The sequence below is a fragment of the Virgibacillus ndiopensis genome, assembly GCF_900187325.1.
Lineage (GTDB): Bacteria > Bacillota > Bacilli > Bacillales > Amphibacillaceae > Virgibacillus_E > Virgibacillus_E ndiopensis.
In genome coordinates this window covers 618,898-645,362 of sequence record NZ_FZMZ01000005.1, presented here as the reverse complement: position 1 = coordinate 645,362, position 26,465 = coordinate 618,898, and the positions used below count along the sequence as shown (strand labels likewise).

At 34.9% G+C, this 26,465-nt stretch carries 31 protein-coding genes and 1 riboswitch; of the genes, 29 read left to right on the top strand and 2 right to left on the bottom strand.

Translation table 11 applies throughout. The annotated features are described in order from the left end of the window. Nucleotides 1-4: 4 nt before the first annotated feature. The 15 genes from xerD to CS937_RS10520 all read left to right on the top strand — a co-directional run bounded on the left by xerD (nucleotide 5) and on the right by CS937_RS10520 (nucleotide 13,117). A complete protein-coding gene (gene xerD / locus CS937_RS10590; protein WP_099158427.1) occupies nucleotides 5-895 on the top strand; it encodes a site-specific tyrosine recombinase XerD in 891 nt (296 codons plus the stop codon). 92 nt (nucleotides 896-987) lie between these two features. Further along, a complete protein-coding gene (gene deoB, locus CS937_RS10585; protein ID WP_099158426.1) occupies nucleotides 988-2,166 on the top strand; it encodes a phosphopentomutase in 1,179 nt (392 codons plus the stop codon). Nucleotides 2,167-2,181: 15 nt separating this feature from the next. Continuing rightward, nucleotides 2,182-2,997 (top strand): purine-nucleoside phosphorylase, encoded by an 816-nt coding sequence (locus tag CS937_RS10580; protein WP_245835730.1) that lies wholly within the window; start codon nucleotides 2,182-2,184, stop codon nucleotides 2,995-2,997. Nucleotides 2,998-3,016: 19 nt separating this feature from the next. Next, nucleotides 3,017-4,321 (top strand): pyrimidine-nucleoside phosphorylase, encoded by a 1,305-nt coding sequence (locus tag CS937_RS10575; protein WP_099158424.1) that lies wholly within the window; start codon nucleotides 3,017-3,019, stop codon nucleotides 4,319-4,321. 125 nt (nucleotides 4,322-4,446) lie between these two features. Further along, a complete protein-coding gene (locus CS937_RS10570) occupies nucleotides 4,447-5,628 on the top strand; it encodes a D-alanyl-D-alanine carboxypeptidase family protein (RefSeq protein ID WP_099158423.1) in 1,182 nt (393 codons plus the stop codon). Nucleotides 5,629-5,734: 106 nt separating this feature from the next. Continuing rightward, complete coding sequence (gene spoIIAA, locus CS937_RS10565; protein WP_099158422.1) at nucleotides 5,735-6,088, top strand: anti-sigma F factor antagonist; 354 nt, start codon at nucleotides 5,735-5,737, stop codon at nucleotides 6,086-6,088. Continuing rightward, nucleotides 6,085-6,525: an anti-sigma F factor gene (gene spoIIAB, locus CS937_RS10560; RefSeq protein ID WP_099158421.1), complete on the top strand. Its 441-nt coding sequence runs from the start codon at nucleotides 6,085-6,087 to the stop codon at nucleotides 6,523-6,525. Before spoIIAA ends, spoIIAB begins: the two co-directional genes overlap by 4 nt. A gap of 10 nt (nucleotides 6,526-6,535) precedes the next feature. Further along, nucleotides 6,536-7,291 carry an RNA polymerase sporulation sigma factor SigF gene (gene sigF, locus CS937_RS10555; protein WP_099158420.1) on the top strand — a complete coding sequence of 252 codons (756 nt, stop codon included), beginning with the start codon at nucleotides 6,536-6,538 and terminating at the stop codon, nucleotides 7,289-7,291. A gap of 115 nt (nucleotides 7,292-7,406) precedes the next feature. Then, nucleotides 7,407-8,024, top strand: a complete 618-nt coding sequence (locus CS937_RS10550) for a stage V sporulation protein AA (RefSeq protein WP_099158419.1) — start codon at nucleotides 7,407-7,409, stop codon at nucleotides 8,022-8,024. Continuing rightward, nucleotides 8,002-8,430: a stage V sporulation protein AB gene (locus CS937_RS10545; RefSeq protein ID WP_099158418.1), complete on the top strand. Its 429-nt coding sequence runs from the start codon at nucleotides 8,002-8,004 to the stop codon at nucleotides 8,428-8,430. Before CS937_RS10550 ends, CS937_RS10545 begins: the two co-directional genes overlap by 23 nt. A gap of 85 nt (nucleotides 8,431-8,515) precedes the next feature. Further along, a complete protein-coding gene (locus CS937_RS10540) occupies nucleotides 8,516-9,934 on the top strand; it encodes a spore germination protein (RefSeq protein WP_176555833.1) in 1,419 nt (472 codons plus the stop codon). A gap of 109 nt (nucleotides 9,935-10,043) precedes the next feature. After that, complete coding sequence (gene lysA, locus CS937_RS10535) at nucleotides 10,044-11,363, top strand: diaminopimelate decarboxylase (protein ID WP_099158416.1); 1,320 nt, start codon at nucleotides 10,044-10,046, stop codon at nucleotides 11,361-11,363. Nucleotides 11,364-11,500: 137 nt separating this feature from the next. Further along, nucleotides 11,501-11,938, top strand: coding sequence for a peptidylprolyl isomerase (locus CS937_RS10530; protein WP_099158415.1), 438 nt, complete (start codon nucleotides 11,501-11,503; stop codon nucleotides 11,936-11,938). A 39-nt stretch (nucleotides 11,939-11,977) separates the two neighbouring features. After that, entirely contained in the window at nucleotides 11,978-12,442 is a 465-nt protein-coding gene (locus CS937_RS10525) for a site-2 protease family protein (protein ID WP_099158414.1), read from the top strand. 315 nt (nucleotides 12,443-12,757) lie between these two features. Continuing rightward, entirely contained in the window at nucleotides 12,758-13,117 is a 360-nt protein-coding gene (locus tag CS937_RS10520; RefSeq protein ID WP_099158413.1) for a GNAT family N-acetyltransferase, read from the top strand. A gap of 94 nt (nucleotides 13,118-13,211) precedes the next feature. Here CS937_RS10520 and CS937_RS10515 read toward each other — a convergent pair whose 3' ends face one another. Further along, entirely contained in the window at nucleotides 13,212-13,295 is an 84-nt protein-coding gene (locus CS937_RS10515; RefSeq protein WP_099158412.1) for a YjcZ family sporulation protein, read from the bottom strand. A 192-nt stretch (nucleotides 13,296-13,487) separates the two neighbouring features. Here CS937_RS10515 and CS937_RS10510 point away from each other — a divergent pair, with 192 nt between their 5' ends. The 12 genes from CS937_RS10510 to CS937_RS10455 all read left to right on the top strand — a co-directional run bounded on the left by CS937_RS10510 (nucleotide 13,488) and on the right by CS937_RS10455 (nucleotide 25,036). After that, nucleotides 13,488-14,225, top strand: a complete 738-nt coding sequence (locus tag CS937_RS10510; RefSeq protein WP_099158411.1) for a segregation/condensation protein A — start codon at nucleotides 13,488-13,490, stop codon at nucleotides 14,223-14,225. A 3-nt stretch (nucleotides 14,226-14,228) separates the two neighbouring features. After that, the gene (gene scpB / locus CS937_RS10505; protein WP_099158410.1) at nucleotides 14,229-14,819 is read left to right on the top strand and encodes an SMC-Scp complex subunit ScpB; all 591 of its coding nucleotides are present in this window, start codon (nucleotides 14,229-14,231) and stop codon (nucleotides 14,817-14,819) included. Nucleotides 14,820-14,919: 100 nt separating this feature from the next. After that, entirely contained in the window at nucleotides 14,920-15,786 is an 867-nt protein-coding gene (locus CS937_RS10500) for a superoxide dismutase (protein ID WP_425445471.1), read from the top strand. Between the two features lie 125 nt (nucleotides 15,787-15,911). Beyond that, entirely contained in the window at nucleotides 15,912-17,015 is a 1,104-nt protein-coding gene (locus tag CS937_RS10495; RefSeq protein ID WP_099158408.1) for a D-alanyl-D-alanine carboxypeptidase family protein, read from the top strand. Between the two features lies 1 nt (nucleotide 17,016). Continuing rightward, the gene (locus CS937_RS10490; RefSeq protein ID WP_099158407.1) at nucleotides 17,017-17,601 is read left to right on the top strand and encodes a nucleoside recognition domain-containing protein; all 585 of its coding nucleotides are present in this window, start codon (nucleotides 17,017-17,019) and stop codon (nucleotides 17,599-17,601) included. A gap of 2 nt (nucleotides 17,602-17,603) precedes the next feature. Next, nucleotides 17,604-18,134, top strand: coding sequence for a spore maturation protein (locus CS937_RS10485; protein ID WP_099158406.1), 531 nt, complete (start codon nucleotides 17,604-17,606; stop codon nucleotides 18,132-18,134). Between the two features lie 110 nt (nucleotides 18,135-18,244). Then, nucleotides 18,245-18,985: a pseudouridine synthase gene (locus CS937_RS10480; RefSeq protein WP_099158405.1), complete on the top strand. Its 741-nt coding sequence runs from the start codon at nucleotides 18,245-18,247 to the stop codon at nucleotides 18,983-18,985. A gap of 54 nt (nucleotides 18,986-19,039) precedes the next feature. Continuing rightward, nucleotides 19,040-19,612: a thiol-disulfide oxidoreductase ResA gene (resA, locus tag CS937_RS10475; protein WP_425445466.1), complete on the top strand. Its 573-nt coding sequence runs from the start codon at nucleotides 19,040-19,042 to the stop codon at nucleotides 19,610-19,612. Between the two features lie 30 nt (nucleotides 19,613-19,642). Beyond that, entirely contained in the window at nucleotides 19,643-21,280 is a 1,638-nt protein-coding gene (resB, locus tag CS937_RS10470) for a cytochrome c biogenesis protein ResB (protein ID WP_099158403.1), read from the top strand. A gap of 29 nt (nucleotides 21,281-21,309) precedes the next feature. Beyond that, a complete protein-coding gene (ccsB, locus tag CS937_RS10465) occupies nucleotides 21,310-22,500 on the top strand; it encodes a c-type cytochrome biogenesis protein CcsB (protein ID WP_099158402.1) in 1,191 nt (396 codons plus the stop codon). A 53-nt stretch (nucleotides 22,501-22,553) separates the two neighbouring features. After that, entirely contained in the window at nucleotides 22,554-23,270 is a 717-nt protein-coding gene (locus CS937_RS10460; protein WP_099158401.1) for a response regulator transcription factor, read from the top strand. Further along, the gene (locus tag CS937_RS10455) at nucleotides 23,270-25,036 is read left to right on the top strand and encodes an ATP-binding protein (protein ID WP_176555815.1); all 1,767 of its coding nucleotides are present in this window, start codon (nucleotides 23,270-23,272) and stop codon (nucleotides 25,034-25,036) included. Before CS937_RS10460 ends, CS937_RS10455 begins: the two co-directional genes overlap by 1 nt. Nucleotides 25,037-25,084: 48 nt before the next feature. Next, a riboswitch (cobalamin riboswitch) is annotated at nucleotides 25,085-25,265 on the top strand. Here the strand turns inward: CS937_RS10455 and CS937_RS19485 are convergent. Continuing rightward, the gene (locus CS937_RS19485) at nucleotides 25,228-25,383 is read right to left on the bottom strand and encodes a hypothetical protein (RefSeq protein WP_176555814.1); all 156 of its coding nucleotides are present in this window, start codon (nucleotides 25,381-25,383) and stop codon (nucleotides 25,228-25,230) included. Its footprint overlaps the riboswitch before it by 38 nt. A gap of 36 nt (nucleotides 25,384-25,419) precedes the next feature. Between CS937_RS19485 and CS937_RS10450 the strand changes: the two genes are divergently transcribed. Together CS937_RS10450 and CS937_RS10445 are read left to right on the top strand one after the other, a co-directional pair. After that, nucleotides 25,420-25,863 carry a DUF4430 domain-containing protein gene (locus CS937_RS10450; protein WP_099158399.1) on the top strand — a complete coding sequence of 148 codons (444 nt, stop codon included), beginning with the start codon at nucleotides 25,420-25,422 and terminating at the stop codon, nucleotides 25,861-25,863. A 5-nt stretch (nucleotides 25,864-25,868) separates the two neighbouring features. Beyond that, nucleotides 25,869-26,387 carry an ECF transporter S component gene (locus tag CS937_RS10445; protein WP_099158398.1) on the top strand — a complete coding sequence of 173 codons (519 nt, stop codon included), beginning with the start codon at nucleotides 25,869-25,871 and terminating at the stop codon, nucleotides 26,385-26,387. Nucleotides 26,388-26,465: the final 78 nt, after the last annotated feature.

The following is a 26,465-nucleotide window of genomic DNA, read 5'->3' as shown; positions in this document are numbered from 1 at the left end:
AACTATGCTGAAGCCTGCATTGACTGATTTTTTTCATTATTTACAAGTAGAAAGAGGTTTATCAGACAATACACTAAAGTCATATAAACGAGACTTAAGTAAATACCTTAACTATATAGAAAAAGTACTACAAAAAACAACATGGAATGAAGTAGTTAGAAGTGACATTATTGGTTTCTTATATACGTTAAAGGATGATGGAAATTCCGCAGCTACAATTGCGCGAACAATTTCTTCTATTCGGTTATTCCATCGATTTTTAATTAGTGAACAAATGGTTAATCAAGATGCTAGTTTACATATTGAAACACCTAAAAAAGAAAGAAAATTGCCCGATATACTATCAACACAAGATGTGGAAGGATTACTGGCAATTCGTGGTAATTCACCACTTCAAATTAGAAATAAGGCAATGCTTGAATTATTATATGCTACTGGCTTACGTGTTACAGAATTAATTTCTTTAAAAGTTAGTGATCTTCATTTAACGATGGGTTTTGTCCGATGCTTTGGAAAAGGTTCAAAGGAGAGAATTGTGCCACTTGGTGATGTAGCTAAAGAAGCCGTTGATAATTATTTACAATATGGTCGTGGAATTCTACTTAAAAATGGAATAGAAGAGACGTTATTTGTAAATCAGCATGGCAGAGCCTTAACTAGGCAAGGGTTTTGGAAAATCCTTAAATCAATTGCAAAAGATGCCGGAATCAAGAAAAGAATAACACCACATACGTTACGACATTCTTTCGCAACACATTTGTTAGAAAATGGAGCTGATTTACGCTCTGTTCAGGAAATGCTAGGACATTCCGACATCTCTACAACACAAATATATACACATGTATCTAAAACTAGATTGAAAGATGTTTATAAGTCTTACCATCCAAGAGCATAATTTTTTGTTTATAGTTGTCTGACATCATACGACATAGTAAAATGGACATATTACATGGAGAAAAAGGGAAGATAAATACGGGAGGTAATATCATGAAAAATTTTAAACGCGTATTTTTAGTTGTTATGGATTCTGTAGGAATTGGTGAAGCACCAGATGCAGAACAATTTAATGATAATGGTGCAGATACATTAGGTCACATAGCAGAGCGTATGAATGGTCTCGATATGCCTAATATGGCTAAACTCGGATTAAGCAATATTAGGCAAATTAATGGCATTGAAAAACAATCGCAACCAATGGCTTATTTTACTAAAATGCAAGAAGCATCGAATGGTAAGGATACGATGACAGGCCATTGGGAGATTATGGGTTTAAACATCCAGCAGCCGTTCCGCACCTTTCCTGAAGGTTTCCCAGATGAATTAATAAATGAATTAGAAAACAAAACAGGTCGAAAAATAATTGGGAATAAACCAGCTTCTGGAACAGCGATACTTGATGAGTTAGGTGAAGAGCACATGAAAACGGGAGCATTAATCGTTTATACGTCTGCAGATTCTGTATTACAAATTGCTGCACATGAAGATATTGTACCAATTGAAGAATTATACCGCATATGTGAGATTGCCCGTGAACTTACACTGGATGAAAAGTACATGGTTGGCCGTGTAATTGCAAGACCGTTTGTAGGAAATCCTGGTGCATTCGAACGTACGGCGAATAGACATGACTACGCTTTAAAACCTTTTGGCCGCACCGTTATGAATGAGTTGAAAGATGCTAATTATGATGTTATTGCGTTAGGCAAAATTTCCGATATTTATGATGGTGAAGGTGTTACGGAAGCTATACGTACTAGAGATAACGAAGATGGAATGACAAAATTAGTGGAAAGTATGGAAAAAGATTTTCATGGAATTAGCTTTTTAAATTTAGTTGATTTCGATGCAAAATATGGTCACCGTCGTGATCCAGAAGGCTATGGTAAAGCGTTAGAAGCCTATGATGTTAGACTTCCAGAGGTACTAAATCGATTAAACGATGATGATCTATTAATTATAACAGCAGATCATGGAAATGACCCTATTCATCATGGTACAGATCATACAAGAGAATATGTACCACTTCTTGTTTATCATACAAACATAAAAGAAGGCAGTCAGTTAGACCTTAGAGAAACGTTTGCAGATATTGGCGCAACTATTTCAGAAAACTTTAACGTGGAAATGCCTAAGCATGGAAAAAGCTTTTTAAAAGATATTCGCTAAGAGAGGATGAAAAGAATGAAACAAATACAAGAAGCATGTTCTTCAATAAAAGAAAAATTAACTACCACTCCATCCATTGGCTTAATTTTAGGGTCGGGGCTTGGAATTCTTGCGGACAAAATTGAAAATCCGGTTACAATTTTATATAAAGATATACCACATTTTCCTGAATCGACAGTGTCTGGTCATAAGGGACAACTAGTCATTGGTACACTAGAAGGCAAACAGGTTATTGCGATGCAGGGGCGTTTTCACTTTTATGAAGGATATTCTATGAAGCAGGTCACATTTCCTGTTCGTGTCATGAAAGAGCTTGGTATAGAATCTATTATCGTAACGAATGCAGCTGGTGGAATAAACAAAGATTTTAATCCTGGAGACTTAATGTTAATTACAGATCACATAAACAATATGGGAACTAATCCGCTAATTGGACCGAATGATGAAGACTTAGGGGTTCGCTTTCCAGATATGTCACAAGTATATGATACATCATATATCAAGCATGCTGAAAACTGTGCACACAATTTAGGTATCACCGTTCAAAAAGGTGTTTATGTTGGTAATACGGGACCTACATATGAAACACCAGCAGAAATAAGAATGCTGCGTACTTTAGGTGGAGATGCAGTAGGTATGTCAACGGTACCAGAAGTCATTGTATCTGGTCATGCAGGACTTAAAGTCTTAGGAATATCTTGTATCTCAAATATGGCTGCAGGGATTCTCGATCAACCATTGACACATGATGAAGTAATTGAAACAACTGAAAAGGTTAGAGAAGATTTTTTGCGATTTGTAAAAGAAATTATTAGAACGCTACCACAATAGAGAAATAAAGGTGATAAAAATGAGAATGTACGACATCATTGAAAAGAAACGTGATGGTAAAGAACTGACAAAAGAAGAAATTAAATTTTTTATAAAAGGATATACTTCAGGTGATATTCCAGATTATCAAGTCAGTTCATTATTGATGGCTATTTATTTTCAGGACATGACGGAGGAAGAACGTGCACAATTAACAACTGCTATGGTAAATTCTGGGGATACAATTGACCTTTCTGCTATTTCAGGGATAAAAGTTGATAAACATTCAACTGGTGGTGTAGGTGATACAACTACATTAATTCTCGCGCCGCTCGTAGCATCGTTAGGAGTTCCTGTAGCAAAAATGAGTGGCAGGGGCTTAGGTCATACAGGTGGTACAATTGATAAACTGGAAGCAGTGCCAGGGTTCCATGTTGAAATAACGAGTGATGAATTTATTGATTTAGTGAATAAAAATAAAGTGGCTGTTATAGGGCAAACTGGTAATTTAACTCCTGCAGATAAAAAACTGTATAGTTTACGGGATGTTACTGCAACAGTTAGTTCTATTCCTTTAATTGCAAGTTCGATTATGAGCAAAAAAATTGCTGCAGGTGCAGATGCGATTGTTTTAGATGTTAAAACAGGTGCAGGTGCATTTATGAAAGATTTGGATGACGCCAAAAAGTTAGCTAATGCGATGGTGTCAATTGGTAATCGCGTTGGTAGAAACACAATGGCCGTAATTTCTGATATGAGTCAACCACTTGGAAATGCTATTGGAAATGCCCTAGAAGTAAAAGAAGCAATAGATACGTTACAAGGAAAAGGACCGAGAGATCTAACGGAGCTTTGTTTAACGTTAGGGAGTCAAATGGTTGTTTTAGCAAATAAGGCGGGAAGTATTGAAGACGCACGTAACAAATTAAAAGAGAATCTGACAAATGGTAGGGCTTTTGAACAATTTAAAATTTTCCTTGAATCACAAGGCGGCGATTCAAGTGTGGCAGACAATCCAAATTCACTACCGCAAGCAAAATATAAAATAGAACTACCTGCACAAAAATCAGGAACAGTTGCGGAAATCGTTGCTGATGATGTCGGAACTGCTGCTATGATGTTAGGGGCTGGAAGAGCTACAAAAGAATCTGTGATTGACCTTGCAGTAGGAATTGTTCTTCATAAAAAGATTGGAGACAATGTAAAAGAAGGTGAGCCTTTACTTACAATACATGCAAATCAAGATTCGATCGAAGAAGTAAAAAACAAATTATATCAAAGTATAACGGTAACAGATCAGCAAGTTAAAGCACCTTCATTAATCTATGATACAGTTACTAAATAGAAGTACTAGGACAAAAAAGCGTACATAATTGTGCGCTTTTTTTGTGGTTTTAATAGGTAATTTTTGTTATAAAAAAATAGTAATATGGAAATCCTAAAGTTATATTGACTTTTGGAGGTAAGGATATGAAAAAATACGTATTAATACTCAGCATGGTTTTATCTTTACTATTCGTTTCAGCAATTCCTGTATTTGGTGAGGAAAAAAATGTGAGTGAATCTAATCAGTTAAACCTTGCACCAAATGCAAAATCTGCGATACTTATTGAACGAGATACTGGAAAACTGTTATATGATAAAAATGCTCATGAAAAATTACCACCAGCAAGCATGACTAAAATCATGACACTGTTACTAATTATGGAAGCGATTGACCAAGGAAAATTGAAATTAGATGAAAAGGTTCGAGTAAGCGAACGTGCCGCATCGATGGGAGGATCCCAAATATTTCTTGAAGCCGGGGAGGAAATGACAGTAAACGATCTCTTGAAGGGAATTGCTATTGCTTCTGGAAATGATGCAAGTGTAGCTCTGGCTGAAAGAATAGCCGGCAGTGAGGAAGCATTTGTAAAAAAAATGAACGATAAAGTTAAGGAATTAAAACTCAAAAATACGCACTTTCAAAATACCACAGGTTTACCAGCAGACAATCATTACAGTACTGCGTATGACATGGCAATAATGGCCAAAGAATTATTAAAATACGAAACGATAACGAATTACACTTCAAAATATGAAGATTATTTGAGAAAAGGTACTGAAGATGAATTTTGGTTGGTCAACACCAATAAATTAGTTAAGTTTTATCCGGGAGTAGATGGACTGAAAACCGGTTATACAAGTGAGGCAAAATATTGCTTAACGGCAACTGCTGAAAAGGATAACATGCGTGTTGTTTCGGTAGTAATGGGAGCAAAAACGCCGAAAGATCGAAACGAAATGGTTAGTCAAATGTTAGATTATGCCTATAACCATTTTGCAACAAAAAGATTGTTTGAAAAGGGACAAAAAATTACAAACTTAAAGATGCTAAAAGCGGAAAATAACAATGTTAATGTTGTTGCTTCTGAATCCATTAGTACCCTTTACAAGAAGGGCAATCCGCCAGAAAATATTATCACATCTGTTAAGCTTAATGAAAACATGAATCTTCCAATGAAAAAGGGGGATCAGGTAGGAGTCCTTATTGTTAAAAAAGGGGAGGATATTCTATCGAAAACGCCATTAGTAATTGATAGAGCAATGGAATCAGCATCATTTTTAACTTTGTTTAAGCGAACAATTCAAGATATGGTGAAATATCGCTAAAATGGACAAGTTTAGTCGAATCTCTTCTTCTTTTGTCAGGCGAGCAGGAATTGACCCTTTTGGTAAAGAATTAATCACATACACCGAATTGTGAGGAGGAATATAAATGGGTCTTTCAACATTGTTTGATGTTAAAGAAGATGTCCTAATCGTAAGGCTGTCTGGTGAATTAGACCATCATGAATCAGAGGCGTTACGAAATGAATGGAAAGAAAAGATGTATAGAAACCCAGTAAAGCATGTTGTTCTGAACCTTGAAGACGTATCATTTATGGATAGTTCTGGTTTAGGTGTCATATTAGGCAGGTATAAAGAAGTGTTGCAATTAGGCGGAGAACTGGTGGTTTGTTCTATTTCACCACCAGTAAAACGTCTATTTGAAATGTCGGGGTTATTCAAAATTGTTCGTCTGGAGGAAAATGAACAATATGCATTAGTTACTTTGGGGGTGGCTTCATGAAGAATGAAATGTCCGTGGAATTTTCCAGTGTCAGTGAGAATGAATCTTTTGCAAGGGTAACGGTAGCTGCTTTTGTAACACAATTAGATCCGACCATGGATGAGCTGACTGAAATTAAAACAGTCGTTTCAGAAGCTGTTACAAACGCTATCATTCATGGTTACAACAATGAACCAAATCATAAGGTTATCATTCATTGTGCAATTCAGGAAGGGGAACTAGAATTAACAATAAAAGATACAGGCATTGGGATAGGTGATGTTGAAGAAGCAAGACAACCATTGTATACTTCTAAACCTGAATTAGAACGGTCTGGAATGGGCTTTACAATTATCGAAAACTTTATGGACTCAGTTAACGTCGTTTCATCCCCGGATGCAGGAACAACAGTACACATGACGAAACAATTGACGAAAAATAAAACGGTTTGCAAGTAGAGGGATGCCTATGGATGTAAATGTAAAGCATCTCAACCGCAAGGAAGCCTTAACCGATGAACAGGTAAAAGAATTTATCTATAAGAGTCAACAGGGCGACAAAGAAGCTCGTGATATCTTAGTTGAAAAAAATATTCGTCTCGTTTGGTCTGTTGTACAACGTTTTATTAACCGAGGATATGATCCAGATGACCTCTTTCAAATAGGCAGTATTGGGTTAATTAAATCAATTGATAAGTTTGATCTGTCGTATGATGTTCGTTTTTCAACGTATGCTGTTCCAATGATCATTGGTGAAATCCAACGATTTATTAGGGATGATGGAAGTATAAAAGTCAGTCGTTCCTTAAAAGAAATAAGTAATAAAATACGTAAGAAAAAAGATGAATTAACGAAACAACTTGGGAGATCTCCAACAATTAATGAAATAGCAGATGGCTTGGAAATTACACCTGAGGAAGTTGTCCTAGCTCAAGAGGCCTCTAAATCACCACATTCAATTCATGAAACCGTTTTTGAAAACGATGGTGACCCAATAACATTATTAGATCAAATCGCTGATCAAGATACCCGGTGGTTTGATAAGATAACCTTGCAGGAGGCTATAAGGGATTTAAGTGAGAGAGAAAGGTTAATAGTATATTTACGCTATTACAAGGATAAAACACAATCAGAAGTAGCAGAGAGACTAGGAATATCACAAGTACAAGTATCTCGTCTTGAGAAAAAAATATTACATGATATGAAAGAAAAAATGGAAAATTAAGCGCTTATATGCTAATGAAATCATCACATTACTGTGGTGATTTTTATTTTTTCCGTGATAAAAATTGAATTAAAACAAATACTAACAAAAGAAGTCATATGGAGAGGATGTCCACATGAGTGAAATTGTTTATTTACGGATGAAAAGAAATGTGGAAATGATCGGTTTGCAGGCAGTCCAGCTCCGACACATTGCCTTAATATCTACCCCTTCACAGTTTAAGCGTGAGTTAGAAAAAACCACATTGTACCGAATTTCAAAAGAGGATCGGAATATAGTGATCATTGATAGTTTTTTAGTAATTGATCATTTAAATAGCTTGTACCCAGGGATAGAGTTTCAATTAATAGGTCCAAGTCAAACGATAATACGAATTACAAAACGTAAAAAAGCACCTTCTATATTGATTGTATCATTTGTTTGGCTTCTTTTATTCATTGGTACAGCAATGACAATAATGAACTTTCATTATGATGTTAGTATGCAGGAAGTTCAGCAAAAATTACATTATTTATTAACAGGGGAGCAAGAGGAATATCCATTGTGGATACAAATACCATATTCATTTGGTCTGGGAATAGGGATGTTATTATTTTTCAATCATTGGTTTAAAAAGCGGTTTAACGAAGAGCCAAGCCCACTTGAAGTAGAAATCTTTAATTATCAGCAAGACCTCGATCAATATGTAAGCTATTATGAAAACAAATTAAATGATAATAAACCTATTCATTAATTTTATTGAAATTATTATAGGATTAGCTGGAGGACTTGCTGTTGGGTGTGGATTTGTTGCTTTTTTAACTGTTTTAGGAATCATCCCTAGATTAATTCAATTAAGTAAATCCCAAAGTTTACTACGCGTTTATGGAGCATGTGTCATCGCTGGATCGATATTTGGGACATATATTTCATTTACAAATATCACTTGGAGCCAGCCTATTTTCGTGTTAGTACTGTGGGGCGGTCTACATGGGATATTTAACGGCATGCTTGCTGCTGCATTAACAGAAGTCTTAAATGTATTTCCTTTGTTATCCAAGCGGATTGGATTAGAAGGGCATCTATTGTGGCTATTAATGGCAATCTTTTTCGGGAAAATAGCAGGGTCTCTGTTTCAATGGATGTATTTTGTGAAGTAAATCAGTGTACAGACTGGAGTGAAAGAATTTGAAAACAAAGGATAAAAATCCAATTTCACCAAATATAAATGATACCGAAGCATATATGAAAGAACTAGTTGGGGTAGGGACATCGTTTGATTTAGGATTTCGTGAAATTATTATCCTTAAAAATAAAGTTCAACTCTATTATTTGACAGGTCTTTGTGATACATCGGTCATCCTGCAAATATTAAAAGTGATAGTTGAAATAAATGATAATGAACGGAATAAAAACAAGATTCCAGAGATTATTGAAAATAGGTTGATACATCAGCAGGTGAATCGAATAAAAACGATGGATGAAGCAGTCGATCAAGTGCTTTCTGGATTAATTGTCGTATTTATAAATGGCGAACGAGAAGCTTTCGTCGTTGATGTTCGTCATTATCCTGGTAGACAACCAGAAGAGCCAGATACTGAGCATGTTGTGCGTGGCTCAAGAGACGGCTACACCGAGAATATTATTGAAAATACTGCGTTAACCAGAAGAAGAATACGTGATGCAAGATTACGTCATGAAATGTTAAAAATAGGAGAACGTTCCAAAACCGATGTATGCGTTTGCTATTTACAGGATGTAGCAGATGGAGGATTGGTTAAATTAATAAAGAAAAAAATACAAGATGTAGAAATTGACGGAATCACCATGACGGATAAAACATTAGAAGAATTTATGAATAAACGTAAATGGAACCCTTATCCTATGGTTAGGTTCACCGAACGACCAGACGTTGCAGCTCATCATATTTTAGAAGGTCATGTATTAATTATTGTAGATACATCACCAAGTGTGATGATTTTACCAACAACTTTTTTCCACCATGTTCAACATGCCGAGGAGTATCGGCAAGCACCTACAATCGGAACATTCATACGCTGGACACGTTTTTTAGCGATATTAGCGTCGATATTTCTATTACCATTGTGGCTATTGTTTGCAATGGAGCCAACTCTATTACCGAAAGAACTCTCATTCATTGGTCCGAATGAAGAAGGAAATATTCCGATATTTATTCAAATTATTTTGGGAGACCTCGGTGTTGAATTCTTAAGGATGGCAGCGATACATACCCCTACACCGTTATCAACCGCCATGGGATTAATTGCAGCAGTTTTGATTGGTCAAATTGCGATTGATGTTGGTATGCTTAGTCCTGAGGTCATTTTGTACGTTGCCATAAGTGCAATAGGTTCTTATGTTACACCAAGTTATGAATTAAGTGTAGCGAATAAATTAATCCGATTAATTTTAATATTATCTACAGCTGCATTTGGATTATATGGGTTTTCAATTGGATTTACGTTATATATTTTATTTTTGGCGAATTTAAAATCGTTAAGAACACCATATTTATGGCCATTCCTTCCGTTTAATGGAAAAGCCATTATACAAATACTGTGCCGAATCCCAGTACCTTATTCTAACAGCCGGCCAAGTATAGTACATCCAAGAAATAACTATCGTCAACCAATTAAGAAATAATGACAGTGGGACAAACTTGCTTTTAAAGTTTGTCCTTTCGTTTTTTGTCACAATATGATAGAGTATTTTTAATATTTTATTCAGGTATGTAGGAGTTGGGAAAACAACAATGATAACAAATAATCATCCTTTTCAAGTAAATAAAGATGGCCATTTAGAAATTGGTGGAATAGACACAATTGACATAGCAAAAAAATATGGAACTCCTTTATATGTTTACGATGTATCCATTATTCGTGATAACTGTAAAGCTTTTGTCAATACCTTTAAAGAACTAGATGTAAAGGCGCAAGTGGCATATGCAAGTAAAGCGTTTTCATCGATTGCTATGCTGCAAGTAGTTAAACAAGAAGGCTTAAGTTTGGATGTTGTGTCAGAAGGTGAATTATTTACTGCATTACAAGCAAACTTCCCGACAGACAAAATTCATGTTCATGGAAATAACAAAAGTGTCCAAGAATTAACAATGGCAATACAAAATAATGTTGGATGTATCGTAGTGGACAATTTTTATGAGATTGAGCTTTTGGATAAACTATTGAAAACCTTTGACAAGAAAATAGATGTCTTAATGCGGGTAACTCCTGGTATAGTGTCAAAAACACATCAGTATATAATGACAGGTAATGAGGATTCTAAGTTTGGATTTAACTTACAAAATGGACAAGCTGACAAAGCATTTGAACGATTACATGGCCATGACTATATTCGGTTTAAAGGTTTGCATTGCCACATCGGCTCACAAATTTTTGAGACGGATCGTTTTAAGACAGCAACCGACATGCTGTTTAAGCAGCTTACTAAATGGAACAATCTATATGGCTATATACCGGAAGTTCTAAATTTAGGAGGAGGTTTCGGTATACGTTATACAGAAAAGGACAGTCCTTTGCAATTGGAAAGCTATGTAAATACGTTAGTTTCTGTCGTTAAACAGCACTCTAGTGATCTCAAAATACCAATGCCTGAGATTTGGATAGAACCTGGCCGTTCAATAGCTGGTAATGCAGGAATAACTTTATATAAGGTCGGATCTATGAAGAAAATACCTGGAATCCGAGATTATATATCTGTTGACGGAGGTATGACAGATAATTTAAGACCTGCATTATATCAAGCAGTATATGAAGGGGTAATTGCGAATAAAGCAGATAGAGATGCTACACAAACTGTATCTGTTGCCGGAAAATGCTGTGAATCAGGTGACATGCTTATTAAGGATTTACCAGTTCCAGATGTTGAGAGCGGGGACATATTTGCAGTGTTTTCCACAGGTGCTTATGGATATTCAATGGCAAATCATTATAATCGTTTTCCTAATCCTGCTGTGGTCTTTGTGGAAGATGGAAAAGACAAGTTAGTCGTACGCAGAGAAACCTATCAAGATATTGTTAAAAATGATTTATCCTATGAAGAATTACTGAAATAATCTTCTATTTCTTTTAATAAACACAAGAAAATGGTAAGATAAAGTGAAACTTCATCAGTGTGATTCTATAGTTTAAGTGGGTTTTATTGTCTATAGGATAAACTGAGATTTAACAATTATTAAAAGGGGTCTAGATTATGACAAAAAAAGGATATATTGTAATGGAAAATGGAAATAAAATTGAATTTGACCTTTATCCAGAAGCAGCTCCAAAAACAGTTGAAAACTTTGAAAAATTAGCAAATAATAATTTTTATGATGGACTTACATTTCATAGAGTAATTGATGGCTTTGTAAGTCAAGGTGGCTGTCCAAATGGAAATGGTACTGGATCAGCTGGTTATACAATAAAATGTGAGACAGAAGGAAATCCGCATAAACATGTAGAAGGAACATTATCAATGGCACATGCTGGAAAAGATACTGGTAGTTGTCAGTTTTTTATCGTTCATGAACCGCAGCCACATTTAAATGGTGTCCATACTGTGTTTGGACAAGTTACATCAGGTATGGACTATGTTAAAGCAATGCGTAATGGAGATGTTATGAAAGAAATGAAGGTTTTTGAAGAATAAAATTAACGTAGTTGTTTCGGGACTTGTAGGAAGTGTCATATGGATATCTATTTAATAGCATGTCTTATATTATTTATTGCTCCGATTAGTACGATTTTTCATGAACTTGGTCATATTGTTGGAGCAAAGCTGGTAAAAGCGGAATCCGTAACACTTTCGATCGGTACCGGAAATGAAGTCTATAATTTTAATCATAAACGAATCCAAATTAGGCTACATGCATTATACTTTTTAGGTGGCGTAGCATATAGTGAAAGAAATATCCCTTATAAATCTGGGGAAATTATTTGGATTACTTTGTGTGGCCCAATTTTTAATGGAGTTGTTGCAATACTAGTTTCTGTTTTATTTGATTTAACAAACGGGTTCTCTCAATTGCTTGTTTTATTTAACAGCTGGCTGGCAATTGTAAATATTATTCCATTTAAAATAAAAGAAAAACAGTCAGATGGCTATACAATTATTCAAACAATTTCCCGCAATAAATTAAAGAATAAACAGTAGTATGACATAGGTGTAGACTGTTAATGCTGTTAAAGGATGAAATAGTTTTGAGTCAACGTAAAAAAAATTGGATACTATTTGGAATATTACTCATAGTGGGGATAACATGGGGAATTATTTACTGGAATGTATTTGTTTTTGATTAAACCGATTTGACAAATGTGACGTGATAGGGCATAAATATATATACAACTCTCACACGGCTAGATTCATAATGGCAAACGGTATAAGGCAAGACAAAATTTGGTTAATAGTTAATGGATGTATCTTTCTTTTATCCATGTTGGTAAGCTATTTTCTTAATGAGGGGTATCTATGTTAATTCGTTACAAAAAGAATTTGGAAAAGATTGCAATGGGATTACTTTCTTTTATGCCTGAAGAAAAAGATGTAAAAAAATTGCAACAAACTATAAAAGAATATGAAACAAATCCGGATTGGCATCTCTATTTGTGGAAAGATGAAGACATTTTAGGTGCGATCGGATTACGAATTGAAGATGGGATTAATGCAGTAATTCAACATATATCTGTTAATCCTTCTCACCGCAATGCGGGGATTGGCAAAAAGATGGTTAATGAAGTAAACAGACTTTATAATGATAAATTTGCTGTTTGCGCTGATGATGTAACCCAACAGTTTTACAATAAATGCGATGAAAATGAAGATGAATAAACAAAAGCCCAGCCCTCTCAAATAAAGGGCTGGTTTTTTGTGATAAATCCTGAAAGGTTTCAAGCAGTTTTAATCGTGGTTGCGATTGGCAAACTTACATCCAAGCAGCACCAACGATAATGAGAAGAATAAACAAAACGACGATTAACGCAAATCCACCGCCATAATTACCACCCATAATGAAATTCCTCCTTTTCATCTTTACGAATAAATGTTTTGCAACATTTATCTTACGTTAATAACTTATGTTAAAAATGGCTATGATGTATAGGCGATTATGACAAAGGATTTTATTTTTTTAATTTATTTGTCTATATTTTGATGGTAATGTGATATAGGAGTATATATTTATTGGAAGGGAAGAAACGAGATGAATCAAGCATATCAGGTTAAAATAGATTCTTTTGAGGGACCGCTTGATTTATTATTGCATTTAATTAATCAATATGAGATTGATATTTATGACATTCCTGTCGCTCAAATTACTGAACAATATATGCAATATATACATACTATGCAACACTTAGAATTGAATATTGCTAGTGAATATCTTGTAATGGCAGCTACGTTACTGGCTATCAAAAGTCAAATGTTATTACCTAAGCAAGAAATTGAAGAAGAAATTGACGACTATGCTGAAGATCCTCGGGAAGAACTAATGCAACGCTTAATCGAATACCGAAAATATAAAGAAGCTGCCGATCATTTAAAGGAAAAAGAAATTGATGCAAATCAAATTTTTACAAGACCTCCAGTTGTTTTTGACGATATAGAAAATAAGCAGCCGGTTACACAAGGGGATATATCGATTTATGATATGCTCGGAGCTTTAGGTAAAATGCTCGAGCGAAAAAAATGGACAGATCCAATGGAGACAAAAATTAAGCGTGTAGAGATTTCAATTGAGCAACGAATGACCGAAGTCGTGCAAATTGTTAAGGCGGCGTCTAAACAGGGTGTAACATTTGATCAGTTATTTTCAAAACGGACACGCTCGCATATTGTGGTCACTTTTATGGCCTTATTAGAACTAATGAAGGAAGCGCAAGTTTATTGCAAACAGGAAAAACAACTTGATGACTTATATGTTTTTTATTTGGAGGATTAGAAGGTGAAGATTACAGAACTAAAAGCTGTTGTAGAAGGGCTATTGTTTGCAAGTGGGGATGAAGGTATGACTGTAAAACAGTTATCCCGCATTTTAGAAATTAATGTGACAACAGTAGAACATTTATTGGAAGAATTAAAGTATGATTACGACCACACGGAACGCGGAATTATGATTATGCAATCACATCAGGTTTTTCATCTAACAACAAAACCAGAACATAGTATTTACTATAAAAAGTTATTGGAAACGCCGCAAACATCTCGTATGTCCCAGGCTGCATTAGAAACTCTTGCAATTATTGCATATCAGCAACCAATTACAAGGACAGAAATAGAAGAAATTAGAGGTGTAAAAAGTGATCGATCTGTCCAAACATTACTGTCTAGATCACTTATCGAGGAAGTTGGTAGAAGAGAAGGTGTAGGAAGACCTATCTTATTTGGCACGAGTAGGGAGTTTTTAACTTATTTTGGATTAACTTCATTAGAGGAACTACCACCATTACCTGAAAATATGGATCAGGAAGATATTGAACATGAGGCTGATTTGTTTTTTGAAAAATTTAACGAAATTGAGAGTGATATAAAGTAAAAGTCTTGCATAATTGCAAGGCTTTTTAATTATATTTACACGCTGTCACCTTTATAGGCATAAGTTACATGGAGGTGATTTTATGGATAATAATAAACAAATGTATCTTCAAAATCTTATTCAGTGGGGGGAGGAAACTAAAACTACGTTAAGAAATTCCTCGGTCTCAGAAGATATTTATGACGATTGGTTCAGGGAACTTGAAAGCTGGCAAAAAGACATTCAACATTATTTACATTCAGACGACAAAGGCGAAGAAAAATTTATATCTTTACAAAATAATGGACAACAAATATTTAATGAGATAAATAACGAATTAAATCATAGGCAACAAGAAAAAAGTATTGCATATGGACAGCATAAGCTACCACCATTACCCTATGATTATGCTGCACTTGAGCCATATATAAGTAGGGAGATAATGGAGTTACATCATAATGTTCATCATCAATCCTATGTTGACGGACTAAATAAAGCTGAGAAGGAACTATACAAAGCAAAAAATAAAAAGGAAGAAAATTTAATTAAGCATTGGTTAAGAGAACAAGCATTTAATGGATCAGGTCATAATCTCCATACTATATTTTGGTACAATATGACGCCAAACTCTAGTAGAAAGCCTATAGGAGAAGTCGCTAGAAGGATTAGTAAAGATTTCGGATCGTGGAATGCATTTAAGGAAATGTTCACGAATGCTGCAGCTTCGGTTGAGGGTGTAGGATGGGCCGTATTAGCTTGGAATCCAAGAAGCGGCAAGCTAGTAATACAAACATTCGAGAAGCATCAACTATTTCAATATGCCGACATTATTCCTCTCTTAGTATTAGATGTTTGGGAACATGCGTATTATTTACAATATAAAACAGATAAAAAAGGATATATTACAAATTGGTGGAATGTAGTAAATTGGCAAGATGTTAATAATAGATTTATAGAAGCTAAAAAAGTTATTTGGCCACTTTACTGATACTTGGTTTTTAAAAGGCCTCCTTCCGTTTTAATTTTCCGCTGATAATTATAGTTAGTTTATTCATATTGATAGTTGTCCTGCATAATATATATAGACACAATATCTGCGGGAGGAAGCCCACTATGCGTTTTTTAGTAATTATTATGTTGTTAGTTTTATTGTTTAGTGTATTTAACCCTACCATTGGACAAGCAAAACCAAGTGTATCAGCAAATAATGCAGTATTAATTGAACAATCTTCTGGAAGAGTGCTATTTGAAAAAGATGCACATGAAAAACGACCGATAGCAAGTATCACGAAAATTATGACTGCAATCATTGCAATCGAATCTGGAAAAATGAATGAGATGGTTACAACAAGTAAACGTGCAGTATACGCTGGTGGGTCATCCATTTATTTAGAGCAAGGTGAAAAGATGAAACTTAAAGATCTGGTTTACGGCTTAATGCTCCGTTCGGGAAATGATGCGGCTGTTGCTATTGCAGAGCATGTAGGTGGAAGTGTAGAAGGATTTAACTATTTAATGAATGAAAAAGCAAAGTGGTTAGGTATGGCAGATACAAATTTTGATAATCCACATGGTTTAGATTCAGAACAACATTATTCAACAGCCTATGATATGGCATTGCTAATGAAATACGCAATGACCAATGATGTGTTTAAAAATATTACCGGTACCACTTCCTATAAAGCGGAAACAAGAAAGTATGCATGGCGAAATAAAAATAAACTTCTGACCACTTATTACGATTATTGTATTGGAGGTAAAACAGGATTCACGAAGATATCAGGTAGAACCTTAGTATCTGCGGCACACAAAAATAATATGAGCCTCATTGCTGTTACACTGAATGCACCTGATGATTGGAATGACCATATCGGAATGTACGAATGGGCTTATGATAACTTTAATATGACATCTGTTATGGATAAAGGGGTTCAAACTTACCAGCTAAATGGTACGGATAAGACTGCAGTTGGTTATATTCAACATAATGTTACGTATCCGTTACTAGATGATGAAGCAAGTAATATTAAAAAGAAGACATTTATACTGCAGGATAGTAATAAATCGGCAGGGCCAATTATTGGTAAAACTATATTATATTTAAACAAAACACCTATAAGTGAGATACCTATTTTTAAACAGGAGCAACAGGAAAAAACAGATAGTTTGACTACTGAGACATTATCAGTGTTTAAGAAGATAATTGGGTTGAATTAATATGGTTAATATTATTTGGGCGGTAATGGCGATTGTAGGAATTGTATACGCAATGTTTAATGGAACAATGGACAAAGTGAATAAAGCTTTGTTTGAAAGTGCAGATGAAGCAGTAACCATATCCATTGGCTTAATTAGTATTCTCGTGTTTTGGCTCGGGATTATGAAGGTAGCTGATAAAGCAGGGATATTACATATACTCGCTAAAATTTTTCGACCAGTTGTCTTGAAGTTATTTCCGGACATACCTAAAGACCATCCGGCAATAGGGTATATATTATCCAATTTGACAGCCAACATGTTTGGTTTAGGAAATGCAGCTACTCCAATGGGAATCAAAGCAATGGAACAAATGAAACAATTAAGTGGATCAGACACAGCCTCAAGATCTATGATTACATTTTTAGCATTGAATACATCAAGTCTGACAATTATCCCAACGACTGTGATTGCTATTCGAATGCATTATAATTCAACTTCACCGACCGAAATTGTAGGTACAACAATCGTAGCAACCATTATTTCAACTTTGGGGGCAATATTACTGGATCGCTTCTTTCATCATAGAAGCATCAGGAGGGAGTAAAGATGGCTGTAATTACCTTAATTAGCACGTGGTTGATACCATGTTTTATATTGCTTGTACTTTTTGTAGCTACATGGAAACGTATACCAACATATGAAACGTTTGTAGAAGGGGGAAAAGAAGGTGTCAAGATGGCATTTACTTTACTTCCTTTTTTAGTAGGTATGATTGTTTCCATATCTATATTGCGAGCATCTGGTGCCTTGGATGCTTTTGTTGGCTTATTGTCTCCTATTTTAAATTTTTTCGGTGTACCACCAGATATCGTTCCACTTGCTTTAGTAAGACCAATATCAGGGACTGCCGCTTTAGGTGTTACAACTGAATTAATCGACTCAAATGGACCGGATTCTTTCATTGGAAGATTAGCATCTACCATGCAAGGAAGTACAGATACAACGCTATATATATTGACAGTTTATTTTGGAGCTGTTGGAATTAAGAAAATGAGGTATGCATTAAAGGTTGGACTCTTAGCAGATTTAATTGGTATAATAGCCTCGATTGTAATTGTAACAATCATATTTGGATAATCGTAAAAGTAGCGTTAACATGGAGTTAACGCTATTATTATGTTGTAATGAAAAAAGCGTGGGCCACTAGCAAATAAGGGTTTAAAAATATAAGAAGAATTGGTGATAGAATGACAAACACATTAGAACGACTACAAAAGGTAATTGCTAAGAGTGGAATTACCTCAAGAAGAAAGGCAGAACAGCTAATTGTTGATGGAAAGGTTAAGGTAAATGGACATGTAACGACAGAATTGGGCACTAAAGTATCAAACAAAGATGAAGTCGAGGTAAATGGAGTCCCGCTACAAAAAGAGATACCTGTTTATTATATGTTATACAAACCCAGAGGGGTTATATCAAGTGTTAAAGATGATAAAAATAGAAAAGTAGTGACCGATTATTTTCATGAAGTACCTGAACGCATTTTTCCTGTAGGACGACTTGATTATGACACATCAGGCATTATTCTACTGACGAATGATGGAGAATTTGCTAATCTTTTAATGCATCCTAAGCATGAAATGGATAAGGTGTATGTCGCAAAAATTAAGGGAATACCTCATAAAAATGAATTAAACACGCTTAGAAAAGGTGTGAAAGTGGATAAGGATCTCCTAAAAGCTGTTGAATATAAAGTTTTGTCTACTGATAAAAAAAGTCAAACGTCTATTGTTGAACTTACGTTACATGAAGGGAAAAACCGACATATTAGACGTATGATGGAGCACATCGGTTACCCCGTTATCAAATTGAAACGGGAAAAATATGGAATGTTAACGTTAAATGGTCTGCAACCTGGTGATTTTCGAGCTTTAACCCCTCATGAAGTTAAAAAAATGCGTCATTCAGCGAGTGAAATTGTTGAATAATAGTCAAATTTACCATCGTAGATACATGGTATAATGACGTGGGGAGTGAACAACGTGAGTAAGGAACATATTGGTAATAATAAGAAAAGAAAAAAAAGAAATCGTTTAATATTTAGATCCATTGTACTGGCGGTATTATTGGTAGCTGTAGCCTATGCTTTGGTATCCAATTTATCTGAAGAGGATACAAATGTCGATGTCGGTGACCAAGCCCCTCCCTTTAAATTACAACAGGTTAATCAGAATAATGAATTAGAAACCGTTGAATTAAGTGATTTAAAAGGTAAGGGTGTCATGCTTAATTTTTGGGCAACTTACTGCCCACCATGTGAAGCGGAAATGCCTTACATGGAAAAGCTTTATCCAGAGTATAAGGAAAAAGGTGTTGAAATCGTTGCGGTGAGTTTAGATGGCGCCGAGCTTGTTATTAATCGATTTATTGACAAATATGATTTAACATTTCCTGTTCCACATGATAAAAATGGACAAGTGATGGAACAATATGGTGTCGGACCAATTCCTAGTACATTTTTTATTAATCCTGAAGGGGAAATTGTAGAAGTAGTTAATGGCGCATTATCGTTGGATAAGTTGGAGGGATATTTGAAACAAATTCAACCAGAGTAGGTAAGAATGCTATTATTGTGAGGGATTCGAATGAATAAAATAAAATGTGATTGCGGTCATGTCAATCCAGAAGGAACGGTGCTTTGCGAAGCATGCGGTAAACCTATAGAAGAAAATCAACATATTGATGGGAACGATAAACGTACATTATTAAATATGCGTTACGATGGAAGTGCCCGTAGATCACAAACCTATAATAAATCAATAGTTGATAAAATATGGAGTTTTTTTTCATCTGTTAAAGTAGGAGTCTGGCTTATTGTTATTGCTTTGCTCGCTTCTGCTATTGGCACAATTTTTCCACAAGAAATGTACATACCAGCTAATGCTGTATCGCGTGATCCTGCTGTTTATTATGAAGATACATATGGAATATTTGGACAAATTTATTATCAACTAGGATTCCACAACTTATATAGTTCATGGTGGTATATGATTTTAATTGCACTTATTGGGATATCCTTAGTTATTTGTAGTATTGATCGATTTGTACCACTGTATAAAGCATTAAAAAGACAAAAAGCGAAGCGACATGAAACGTTTTTGAACAGGCAGCGACTTTATAGTGAAACCGAAAACGTTACTGCAGAAGAAAAAGATAAAATTGTCCATGCATTAAAAAAACAACGTTACAATGTACGTAACGAAAATGGTCATATATTAGCAGAAAAAGGAAGATTCTCACGTTGGGGTCCCTATGTAAATCATATCGGACTTATTGTTATATTAATTGCGGCTATTTTAAGAATGACGCCATTTATGTATTTAGATGATTACGTGTGGGTACGAGAAGGAGAAAGAACCGTCATTCCTTCTACAGACGGAGAATATTACATTGAAAATAAAGATTTTATCTTGGAAACATATGATAAAAATAATGATCGTTTTAAAGAAGCAATTGAGCAGGAAGGCATGGTCGCTAAAAACTTTCAAACAAATGCAATTATATATAAGGAAATAGCGCCTAGTGTAGCCGGTGCAGAACCGGAGCTGAAAAAAATTGCTGAGGAAAAGATTAAAATGAACCATCCATTAAAATTTGACGGATATACGCTTTATCAGGCGGGTTATCAATTAAATGAATTTACAAGCATGACGTTTAAAGTTCATGAAACCGATGATCCTGATGAAAAAGCTCTTGGGACCTTTACCATTGATTTAAATGCACCTAAACCAGAATATAAACTGGATAATGGTTTTCGTGTTGTAGTTGATCAATACTACCCTGATTACAGTTTAGAAAATGGGGAGCCAAGGTCAGAATCAAAATATCCCAAAAATCCAGCATTTGTGTTTTTTGTGTACCCACCAAACAGTGAACAAGCTGAAGTAAGCTTCGTAGGGATAGGTAGAAATATTGATGCAACGGGAGAAAATCAATATAAACTTGGTGTACAAGATTTTGAGCTTCGCGATGTAAGTGGATTAACAGTACGAAAAGATTATACACTACCATTTTTCATTGTTGGTGCAATTATCTTTATGCTTGGTGTTATTCAAGGAATGTATTGGCAGCATAGAAGAATTTGGATTCATCCAAAAGGAAATGGGCTATTAGTCGCAGCACATACAAATAAAAATTGGTATGGAGTAAAAAAAGATATTGAAAAAGTTATTTCTGGTACAAACGTAGAAATGGTCAAAGATCAACAAGAGTTGGATGAATAAATCATTTGTATGAAATGAGGAGGAAAATCATGGATAATTTAATTAGTGTTAGTAGCACTATGTTATACACTGCATTTATCCTATATTTGATCGCCACATGCTTTTTTGGGGCGACGATTAAAGAGAAAAAGGATAAAGGTAAAAAAGGTATTGCAGGAAAAATTGCTATCACATTAACAATAATTGGCTTTTTAGCGCAAATTGTATATTTCATTACAAGATGGATAGCTAGTGGACATGCCCCAGTAAGTAACTTGTTTGAATTTATGACATTCTTTGGCATGGGGTTAGTGTTTGCCTTTATTATCATTTACTTTATTTATCGTTTAAGTGTATTAGGTTTATTCGCACTACCGATTGCATTAATCGTTATTGCATATGCAAGTATGTTTCCAACTGAAATATCACCGCTTGTACCATCACTGCAAAGTCATTGGTTATATATACATGTAACAACGGTATCACTTGGAGAGGCCATATTATCAATTAGTTTTGTTGCAGGGTTAATCTATTTAATTCGCCAAATAGATCAATCTGTAAAAAGCAAGCGCACAACATGGCTTGAAGTCATTTTATTTTCCTTGTTTATATTTATTGGGTTTAGTGTCATATCCGCAACATTTAATATAGCTGATTATCATGCACAATTTGAGTATGAAGAGAGAGGAAGTACATTAACGACAGACTATCAATTACCAGCAATAGCCGGACCAAATGATGGGAAATTATTAACAGAAAATGCGATGGAGCCATTATTTGAAGTACCGTCCTGGATGCATGGTGCAAACGCGCCAAGGAAATTTAATACACTCATTTGGTCAATATTAGCTGGCTTTGTCCTATACGTATTAGCTCGGTTACTATTTAGAAAAAGAATTGGTGCAGCAATCCAACCCTTATTGTTAAAAGTGAAGCCAGATTTATTAGACGAGGTTTCCTATCGTGCAGTTGCAATTGGGTTCCCAGTTTTTACTCTAGGTGGATTAATATTCGCATCTATATGGGCACAAATTGCTTGGGATCGTTTTTGGGGATGGGATCCTAAAGAAGTCTGGGCACTTGTAACATGGTTTTTCTATGCAGCCTTTTTACATTTACGTCTATCAAGAGGCTGGCACGGTGAAAAATCAGCATGGCTCGCAGCTGGTGGTTTTGCGATTATTATGTTCAACTTGATCGCGGTTAACTTAATCTTAGCCGGGCTTCACTCTTATGCATAACGTAACAGATTTATAATACTTGTGGTGTAAAATTAGACAAAGGGGGAGTTTAAATGGAGGCAAATGCAAAAGTTTTGGTTGTAGATGATGAAGAAAGAATTAGACGTTTAATCCGAATGTACCTAGAACGTGAAGACTTTTTGGTTGAAGAAGCTGACAACGGAAAAGATGCATTAGATTTGTCACTTAATAATGATTACGATGTTATTTTGTTAGATTTAATGATGCCAGAAATGGATGGCATTGAAGTTTGTGAAGCATTGAGGAAAGAAAAAAATACACCAGTAATCATGTTAACAGCAAAAGGTGAAGAGGCAAATCGGGTACAGGGATTCGAAGTAGGTACAGATGATTACATTGTTAAACCATTTAGCCCCAGAGAAGTTGTTTTACGTGTAAAAGCGTTGTTAAGACGAGTATCGCAAACTAATTTTAAAAGTGACGATACAACTACAAAGGAACTTCTTGTTTTTCCGCATCTAACAATTGATCATGACGCACATAGAGTGACTGCTGACGGAAAAGAGATAAGTTTGACACCAAAGGAATATGAATTGCTTTGTTTTTTAGCAAGTGCTCCTGACAAAGTTTTTAACAGGGAGCTTTTATTAAAAGAAGTGTGGCAATATGAATTTTTTGGGGATTTAAGAACGGTTGATACCCATGTTAAACGTTTGCGTGAAAAGCTGAATAATGTATCCAAAGAGGCTTCGAAAATGATTGTTACGGTATGGGGAGTAGGCTATAAATTTGAGGTAGATGATGTATAATGTTTTGGCGTAGTGTAGTAGGGAAACTAGCAGTAACCATTTTATTGCTAGTTTCTTTTATATTATTTATTTTAACAATCTTACTATTGGAGTTTTTCGAGAACTTTCATATTGATGAAGCTGAACAGGATTTAATGCAGACTGCAACGAAGGTATCTGAAATGGTTAAGCAATATGATAATAAGGAATTAATTTATGAAACAACTGATCGTATAAAAGATCCTTCAAGCAGAGTAGTCATTGTCTTTGATAATGGTGACTTTTGGAATTCAAAAAGCAGCAACAAAAAATTAGCTAAGGTAAATGAGAATTGGCTAAAAAAGGATACTGATTTAGCAGAGGTAATAACAAATCATGGAGAAGTTAAGAAACAAACCGTATTGTCAGGAACAGATACCGAAGTATTAATGGTCGGTACACCGATTAAAAATGAAGATGGTGCCGTATTTGTTTACCAGTCATTAGATGTTGTTGATCAAACAAAGGCAGAAACGACAAAAAGAATTTTTCTAGCTGCTGGAATCGCAATAATTTTGACTACTATTTTTGCTTTCTTTCTATCAACTAGAATTACATCACCTCTTATCAAAATGAGAGAAGCAGCGTTTGATTTGACTAGGGGAGAATTCAATACGAAGGTACCAATCCTTACCCATGATGAGATTGGTGAGTTGGCAATGGCATTTAATCGAATGGGTAGACAGCTGAAATTTCATATTAATGCATTAAGACAGGAAAAAGAGCAATTATCTAGTATTGTAAGTTCTATGGCTGATGGGGTTATTACGCTTAATCGAAATGGGGATATGATTGTAACTAATCCTCCTGCAGAAAGGTTTATGGAGGATTGGTATTTTGAGCACAATCAAACAATGGATCAAGAAAATAAACAACTTCCACAAGAATTGAACCTTATTTTACAAAACGTTATTCAGGAAGAAAAAGAAGTACTGCAAGAAATCAGTGTCCAAGGTCGTAATTGGGTTATGATTATGACACCATTGTATGATCAAAAATATGTTCGAGGTGCTGTGGCAGTAATTCGTGATATGACTGAGGAACGACGATTAGATAAGCTCAGAAAAGATTTCATAGCTAACGTTTCACACGAATTACGAACACCGATATCAATGCTTCAAGGTTATAGTGAAGCAATTGTTGATGATATTGCTGAAAGTAAAGAAGAAAAGAATGACCTAGCTCAAATTATTCATGAAGAATCACTGAGGATGGGTCGATTGGTTAATGAATTGTTGGACCTAGCCAGAATGGAAGCTGGACACATTCAATTGAATATAGAAACTGTTCCTGTTGAAACATTTGTAGAAAGAATTTTAAAGAAATTCAAAGGTTTGGCAGATGATAATAACATTATTTTAAATCTCACGAAAGATATAACAGAACAAATTGTGAATTTTGATCCAGACCGTATTGAACAGGTATTTACAAATTTAATTGACAATGCAATAAGACATACAAATGAAAAAGGATTTGTAAATGTTAATGTTTCAGTAAATGAAAAGGAATTTGAAGTAACAATTGAAGATAGTGGTAGCGGTATCCCAGAAGAAGACTTACCATTCGTGTTTGAACGGTTTTATAAAGCTGACAAATCAAGGATGAGGAACAACAAGAAAAAGGGTACTGGTCTTGGATTAGCTATTGCAAAAAATATTGTAGAGGCACATCAGGGTACGATCTCAGTAAAAAGTAAATTGAATAAAGGAACTACCTTTATTGTCAAGTTTCCGAACAACTTAAAATAACTGTTCAATTATATTATCTTATGGTAATATTTATATGGTTATTTAATTAAATATAATTTTGAATTTGGTGCTTTTGCTTAAAAGGGAATCTAGTGAAAAGCTAGAACTGTCCTCGCAACTGTATGTAATGAACGAAATAAGTATAACCACTGTATGCTAGCCATATGGGAAGGACTTAAAGTAGGATTTAATTACAAGTCAGTAGACCTGCCAATATTCAACTGTTTCAATGCTTCGAGGGTATGAGCAATTGAGATAACCGATACATCATAATGGACTTTTTTAATGTTTCGATTGTCTTTTTTAGCTAGCTCTATTTGAAGAGTTAGCTTTTTTAGGTTGTTCAAACGACCCTCCAAAAAAATTATCTGGAGGTTTTTGGGATGAATAAAATTTTGTTACGATTAGGCTCTTTACTTTTAATTATTGGTCTATTAGTAGGATGTAGTTCAGATGATGAAAGTAATTCAGAAGCTACAACCAATGGTCAAACGGAACAAAGTGGTGGTAATGAAGTTAAAAACGAGGAAAATCAAGAAGTTGTAACAATAACAATTTCAAAGGATAAAGAAGCTGAATTTATCACTGAAAAAAAGATAGCAATTGAAGAAGGTGCTATTTTAATGGATGTTATGAAAGAAAACTTCGAAATTGAAACTGATTTTGATGGTGGATTTATTACGTCTATTAATGGAGTTGCCCCGAAAGAAGGAGAACAAAAATCTTGGATGTTCTTCGTCAACGATGAAATGGCGACAAAGGGTGCTAAAGAAATAACATTATCACCAGGGGATAAGGTTAGTTTTGATTTACAGGCATGGGAATGATGTAAGTGAATACATATAAATTAACATTACTTGCGTTACTGGCAGCACTTGCTGTAGTAGGAAGATCTGCATTCGCATTTCTTCCAAATGTTCAACCAGTTACATCGTTAATTATTATATGCGGTTTCATATTAGGACCTGTTGCCTCGATAGTATTAACTTTCTTAACGACATTTTTGTCTAATATGTTACTAGGAATGGGAATTTGGACTGTTTGGCAGGTAGTTTCGTGGGGATTAATAGGAATTTTTAGCGGTCTTTTAGGTAAATTTTTTAAGAACGTACCGTTATTTATAATTGTGGTTTTTGCTGTGTTTAGTGGTTATTTTTATGGATTTGTTATTTCGTTAACCACTTATTCCATAGCAGGAGGAAATTTCTTTGCATATTACCTAGCTGGGTTACCGTTTGATAGCTATCATGCAATAGGGAATGGTGTATTTATGGTTTTGTTGTATCCTGTCATATCCCATTTCTTCAAAAAATATGCTAATAACCGATTCACTATACAAAATACCAACTAAATTAAGGTTGGTATTTTGTATTTTTTTCTTTATAGTTATTATATAATGTAACATTTTAACGAGCGCAGACGACAATAT

What these genes read in the sequence shown, in the direction of transcription:
- xerD (WP_099158427.1), top strand. Translation starts at nt 5, where the DNA reads ATGCTGAAGCCTGCATTGACTGATTTTTTTCATTATTTACAAGTAGAA.
- deoB (WP_099158426.1), top strand. Translation starts at nt 988, where the DNA reads ATGAAAAATTTTAAACGCGTATTTTTAGTTGTTATGGATTCTGTAGGA.
- CS937_RS10580 (WP_245835730.1), top strand. Translation starts at nt 2,182, where the DNA reads ATGAAACAAATACAAGAAGCATGTTCTTCAATAAAAGAAAAATTAACT.
- CS937_RS10575 (WP_099158424.1), top strand. Translation starts at nt 3,017, where the DNA reads ATGAGAATGTACGACATCATTGAAAAGAAACGTGATGGTAAAGAACTG.
- CS937_RS10570 (WP_099158423.1), top strand. Translation starts at nt 4,447, where the DNA reads ATGAAAAAATACGTATTAATACTCAGCATGGTTTTATCTTTACTATTC.
- spoIIAA (WP_099158422.1), top strand. Translation starts at nt 5,735, where the DNA reads ATGGGTCTTTCAACATTGTTTGATGTTAAAGAAGATGTCCTAATCGTA.
- spoIIAB (WP_099158421.1), top strand. Translation starts at nt 6,085, where the DNA reads ATGAAGAATGAAATGTCCGTGGAATTTTCCAGTGTCAGTGAGAATGAA.
- sigF (WP_099158420.1), top strand. Translation starts at nt 6,536, where the DNA reads ATGGATGTAAATGTAAAGCATCTCAACCGCAAGGAAGCCTTAACCGAT.
- CS937_RS10550 (WP_099158419.1), top strand. Translation starts at nt 7,407, where the DNA reads ATGAGTGAAATTGTTTATTTACGGATGAAAAGAAATGTGGAAATGATC.
- CS937_RS10545 (WP_099158418.1), top strand. Translation starts at nt 8,002, where the DNA reads ATGATAATAAACCTATTCATTAATTTTATTGAAATTATTATAGGATTA.
- CS937_RS10540 (WP_176555833.1), top strand. Translation starts at nt 8,516, where the DNA reads ATGAAAGAACTAGTTGGGGTAGGGACATCGTTTGATTTAGGATTTCGT.
- lysA (WP_099158416.1), top strand. Translation starts at nt 10,044, where the DNA reads ATGATAACAAATAATCATCCTTTTCAAGTAAATAAAGATGGCCATTTA.
- CS937_RS10530 (WP_099158415.1), top strand. Translation starts at nt 11,501, where the DNA reads ATGACAAAAAAAGGATATATTGTAATGGAAAATGGAAATAAAATTGAA.
- CS937_RS10525 (WP_099158414.1), top strand. Translation starts at nt 11,978, where the DNA reads ATGGATATCTATTTAATAGCATGTCTTATATTATTTATTGCTCCGATT.
- CS937_RS10520 (WP_099158413.1), top strand. Translation starts at nt 12,758, where the DNA reads ATGTTAATTCGTTACAAAAAGAATTTGGAAAAGATTGCAATGGGATTA.
- CS937_RS10515 (WP_099158412.1), bottom strand. Translation starts at nt 13,295, where the DNA reads ATGGGTGGTAATTATGGCGGTGGATTTGCGTTAATCGTCGTTTTGTTT.
- CS937_RS10510 (WP_099158411.1), top strand. Translation starts at nt 13,488, where the DNA reads ATGAATCAAGCATATCAGGTTAAAATAGATTCTTTTGAGGGACCGCTT.
- CS937_RS10500 (WP_425445471.1), top strand. Translation starts at nt 14,920, where the DNA reads ATGTATCTTCAAAATCTTATTCAGTGGGGGGAGGAAACTAAAACTACG.
- CS937_RS10495 (WP_099158408.1), top strand. Translation starts at nt 15,912, where the DNA reads ATGCGTTTTTTAGTAATTATTATGTTGTTAGTTTTATTGTTTAGTGTA.
- CS937_RS10490 (WP_099158407.1), top strand. Translation starts at nt 17,017, where the DNA reads ATGGTTAATATTATTTGGGCGGTAATGGCGATTGTAGGAATTGTATAC.
- CS937_RS10485 (WP_099158406.1), top strand. Translation starts at nt 17,604, where the DNA reads ATGGCTGTAATTACCTTAATTAGCACGTGGTTGATACCATGTTTTATA.
- CS937_RS10480 (WP_099158405.1), top strand. Translation starts at nt 18,245, where the DNA reads ATGACAAACACATTAGAACGACTACAAAAGGTAATTGCTAAGAGTGGA.
- resB (WP_099158403.1), top strand. Translation starts at nt 19,643, where the DNA reads ATGAATAAAATAAAATGTGATTGCGGTCATGTCAATCCAGAAGGAACG.
- ccsB (WP_099158402.1), top strand. Translation starts at nt 21,310, where the DNA reads ATGGATAATTTAATTAGTGTTAGTAGCACTATGTTATACACTGCATTT.
- CS937_RS10460 (WP_099158401.1), top strand. Translation starts at nt 22,554, where the DNA reads ATGGAGGCAAATGCAAAAGTTTTGGTTGTAGATGATGAAGAAAGAATT.
- CS937_RS10455 (WP_176555815.1), top strand. Translation starts at nt 23,270, where the DNA reads ATGTTTTGGCGTAGTGTAGTAGGGAAACTAGCAGTAACCATTTTATTG.
- CS937_RS10450 (WP_099158399.1), top strand. Translation starts at nt 25,420, where the DNA reads ATGAATAAAATTTTGTTACGATTAGGCTCTTTACTTTTAATTATTGGT.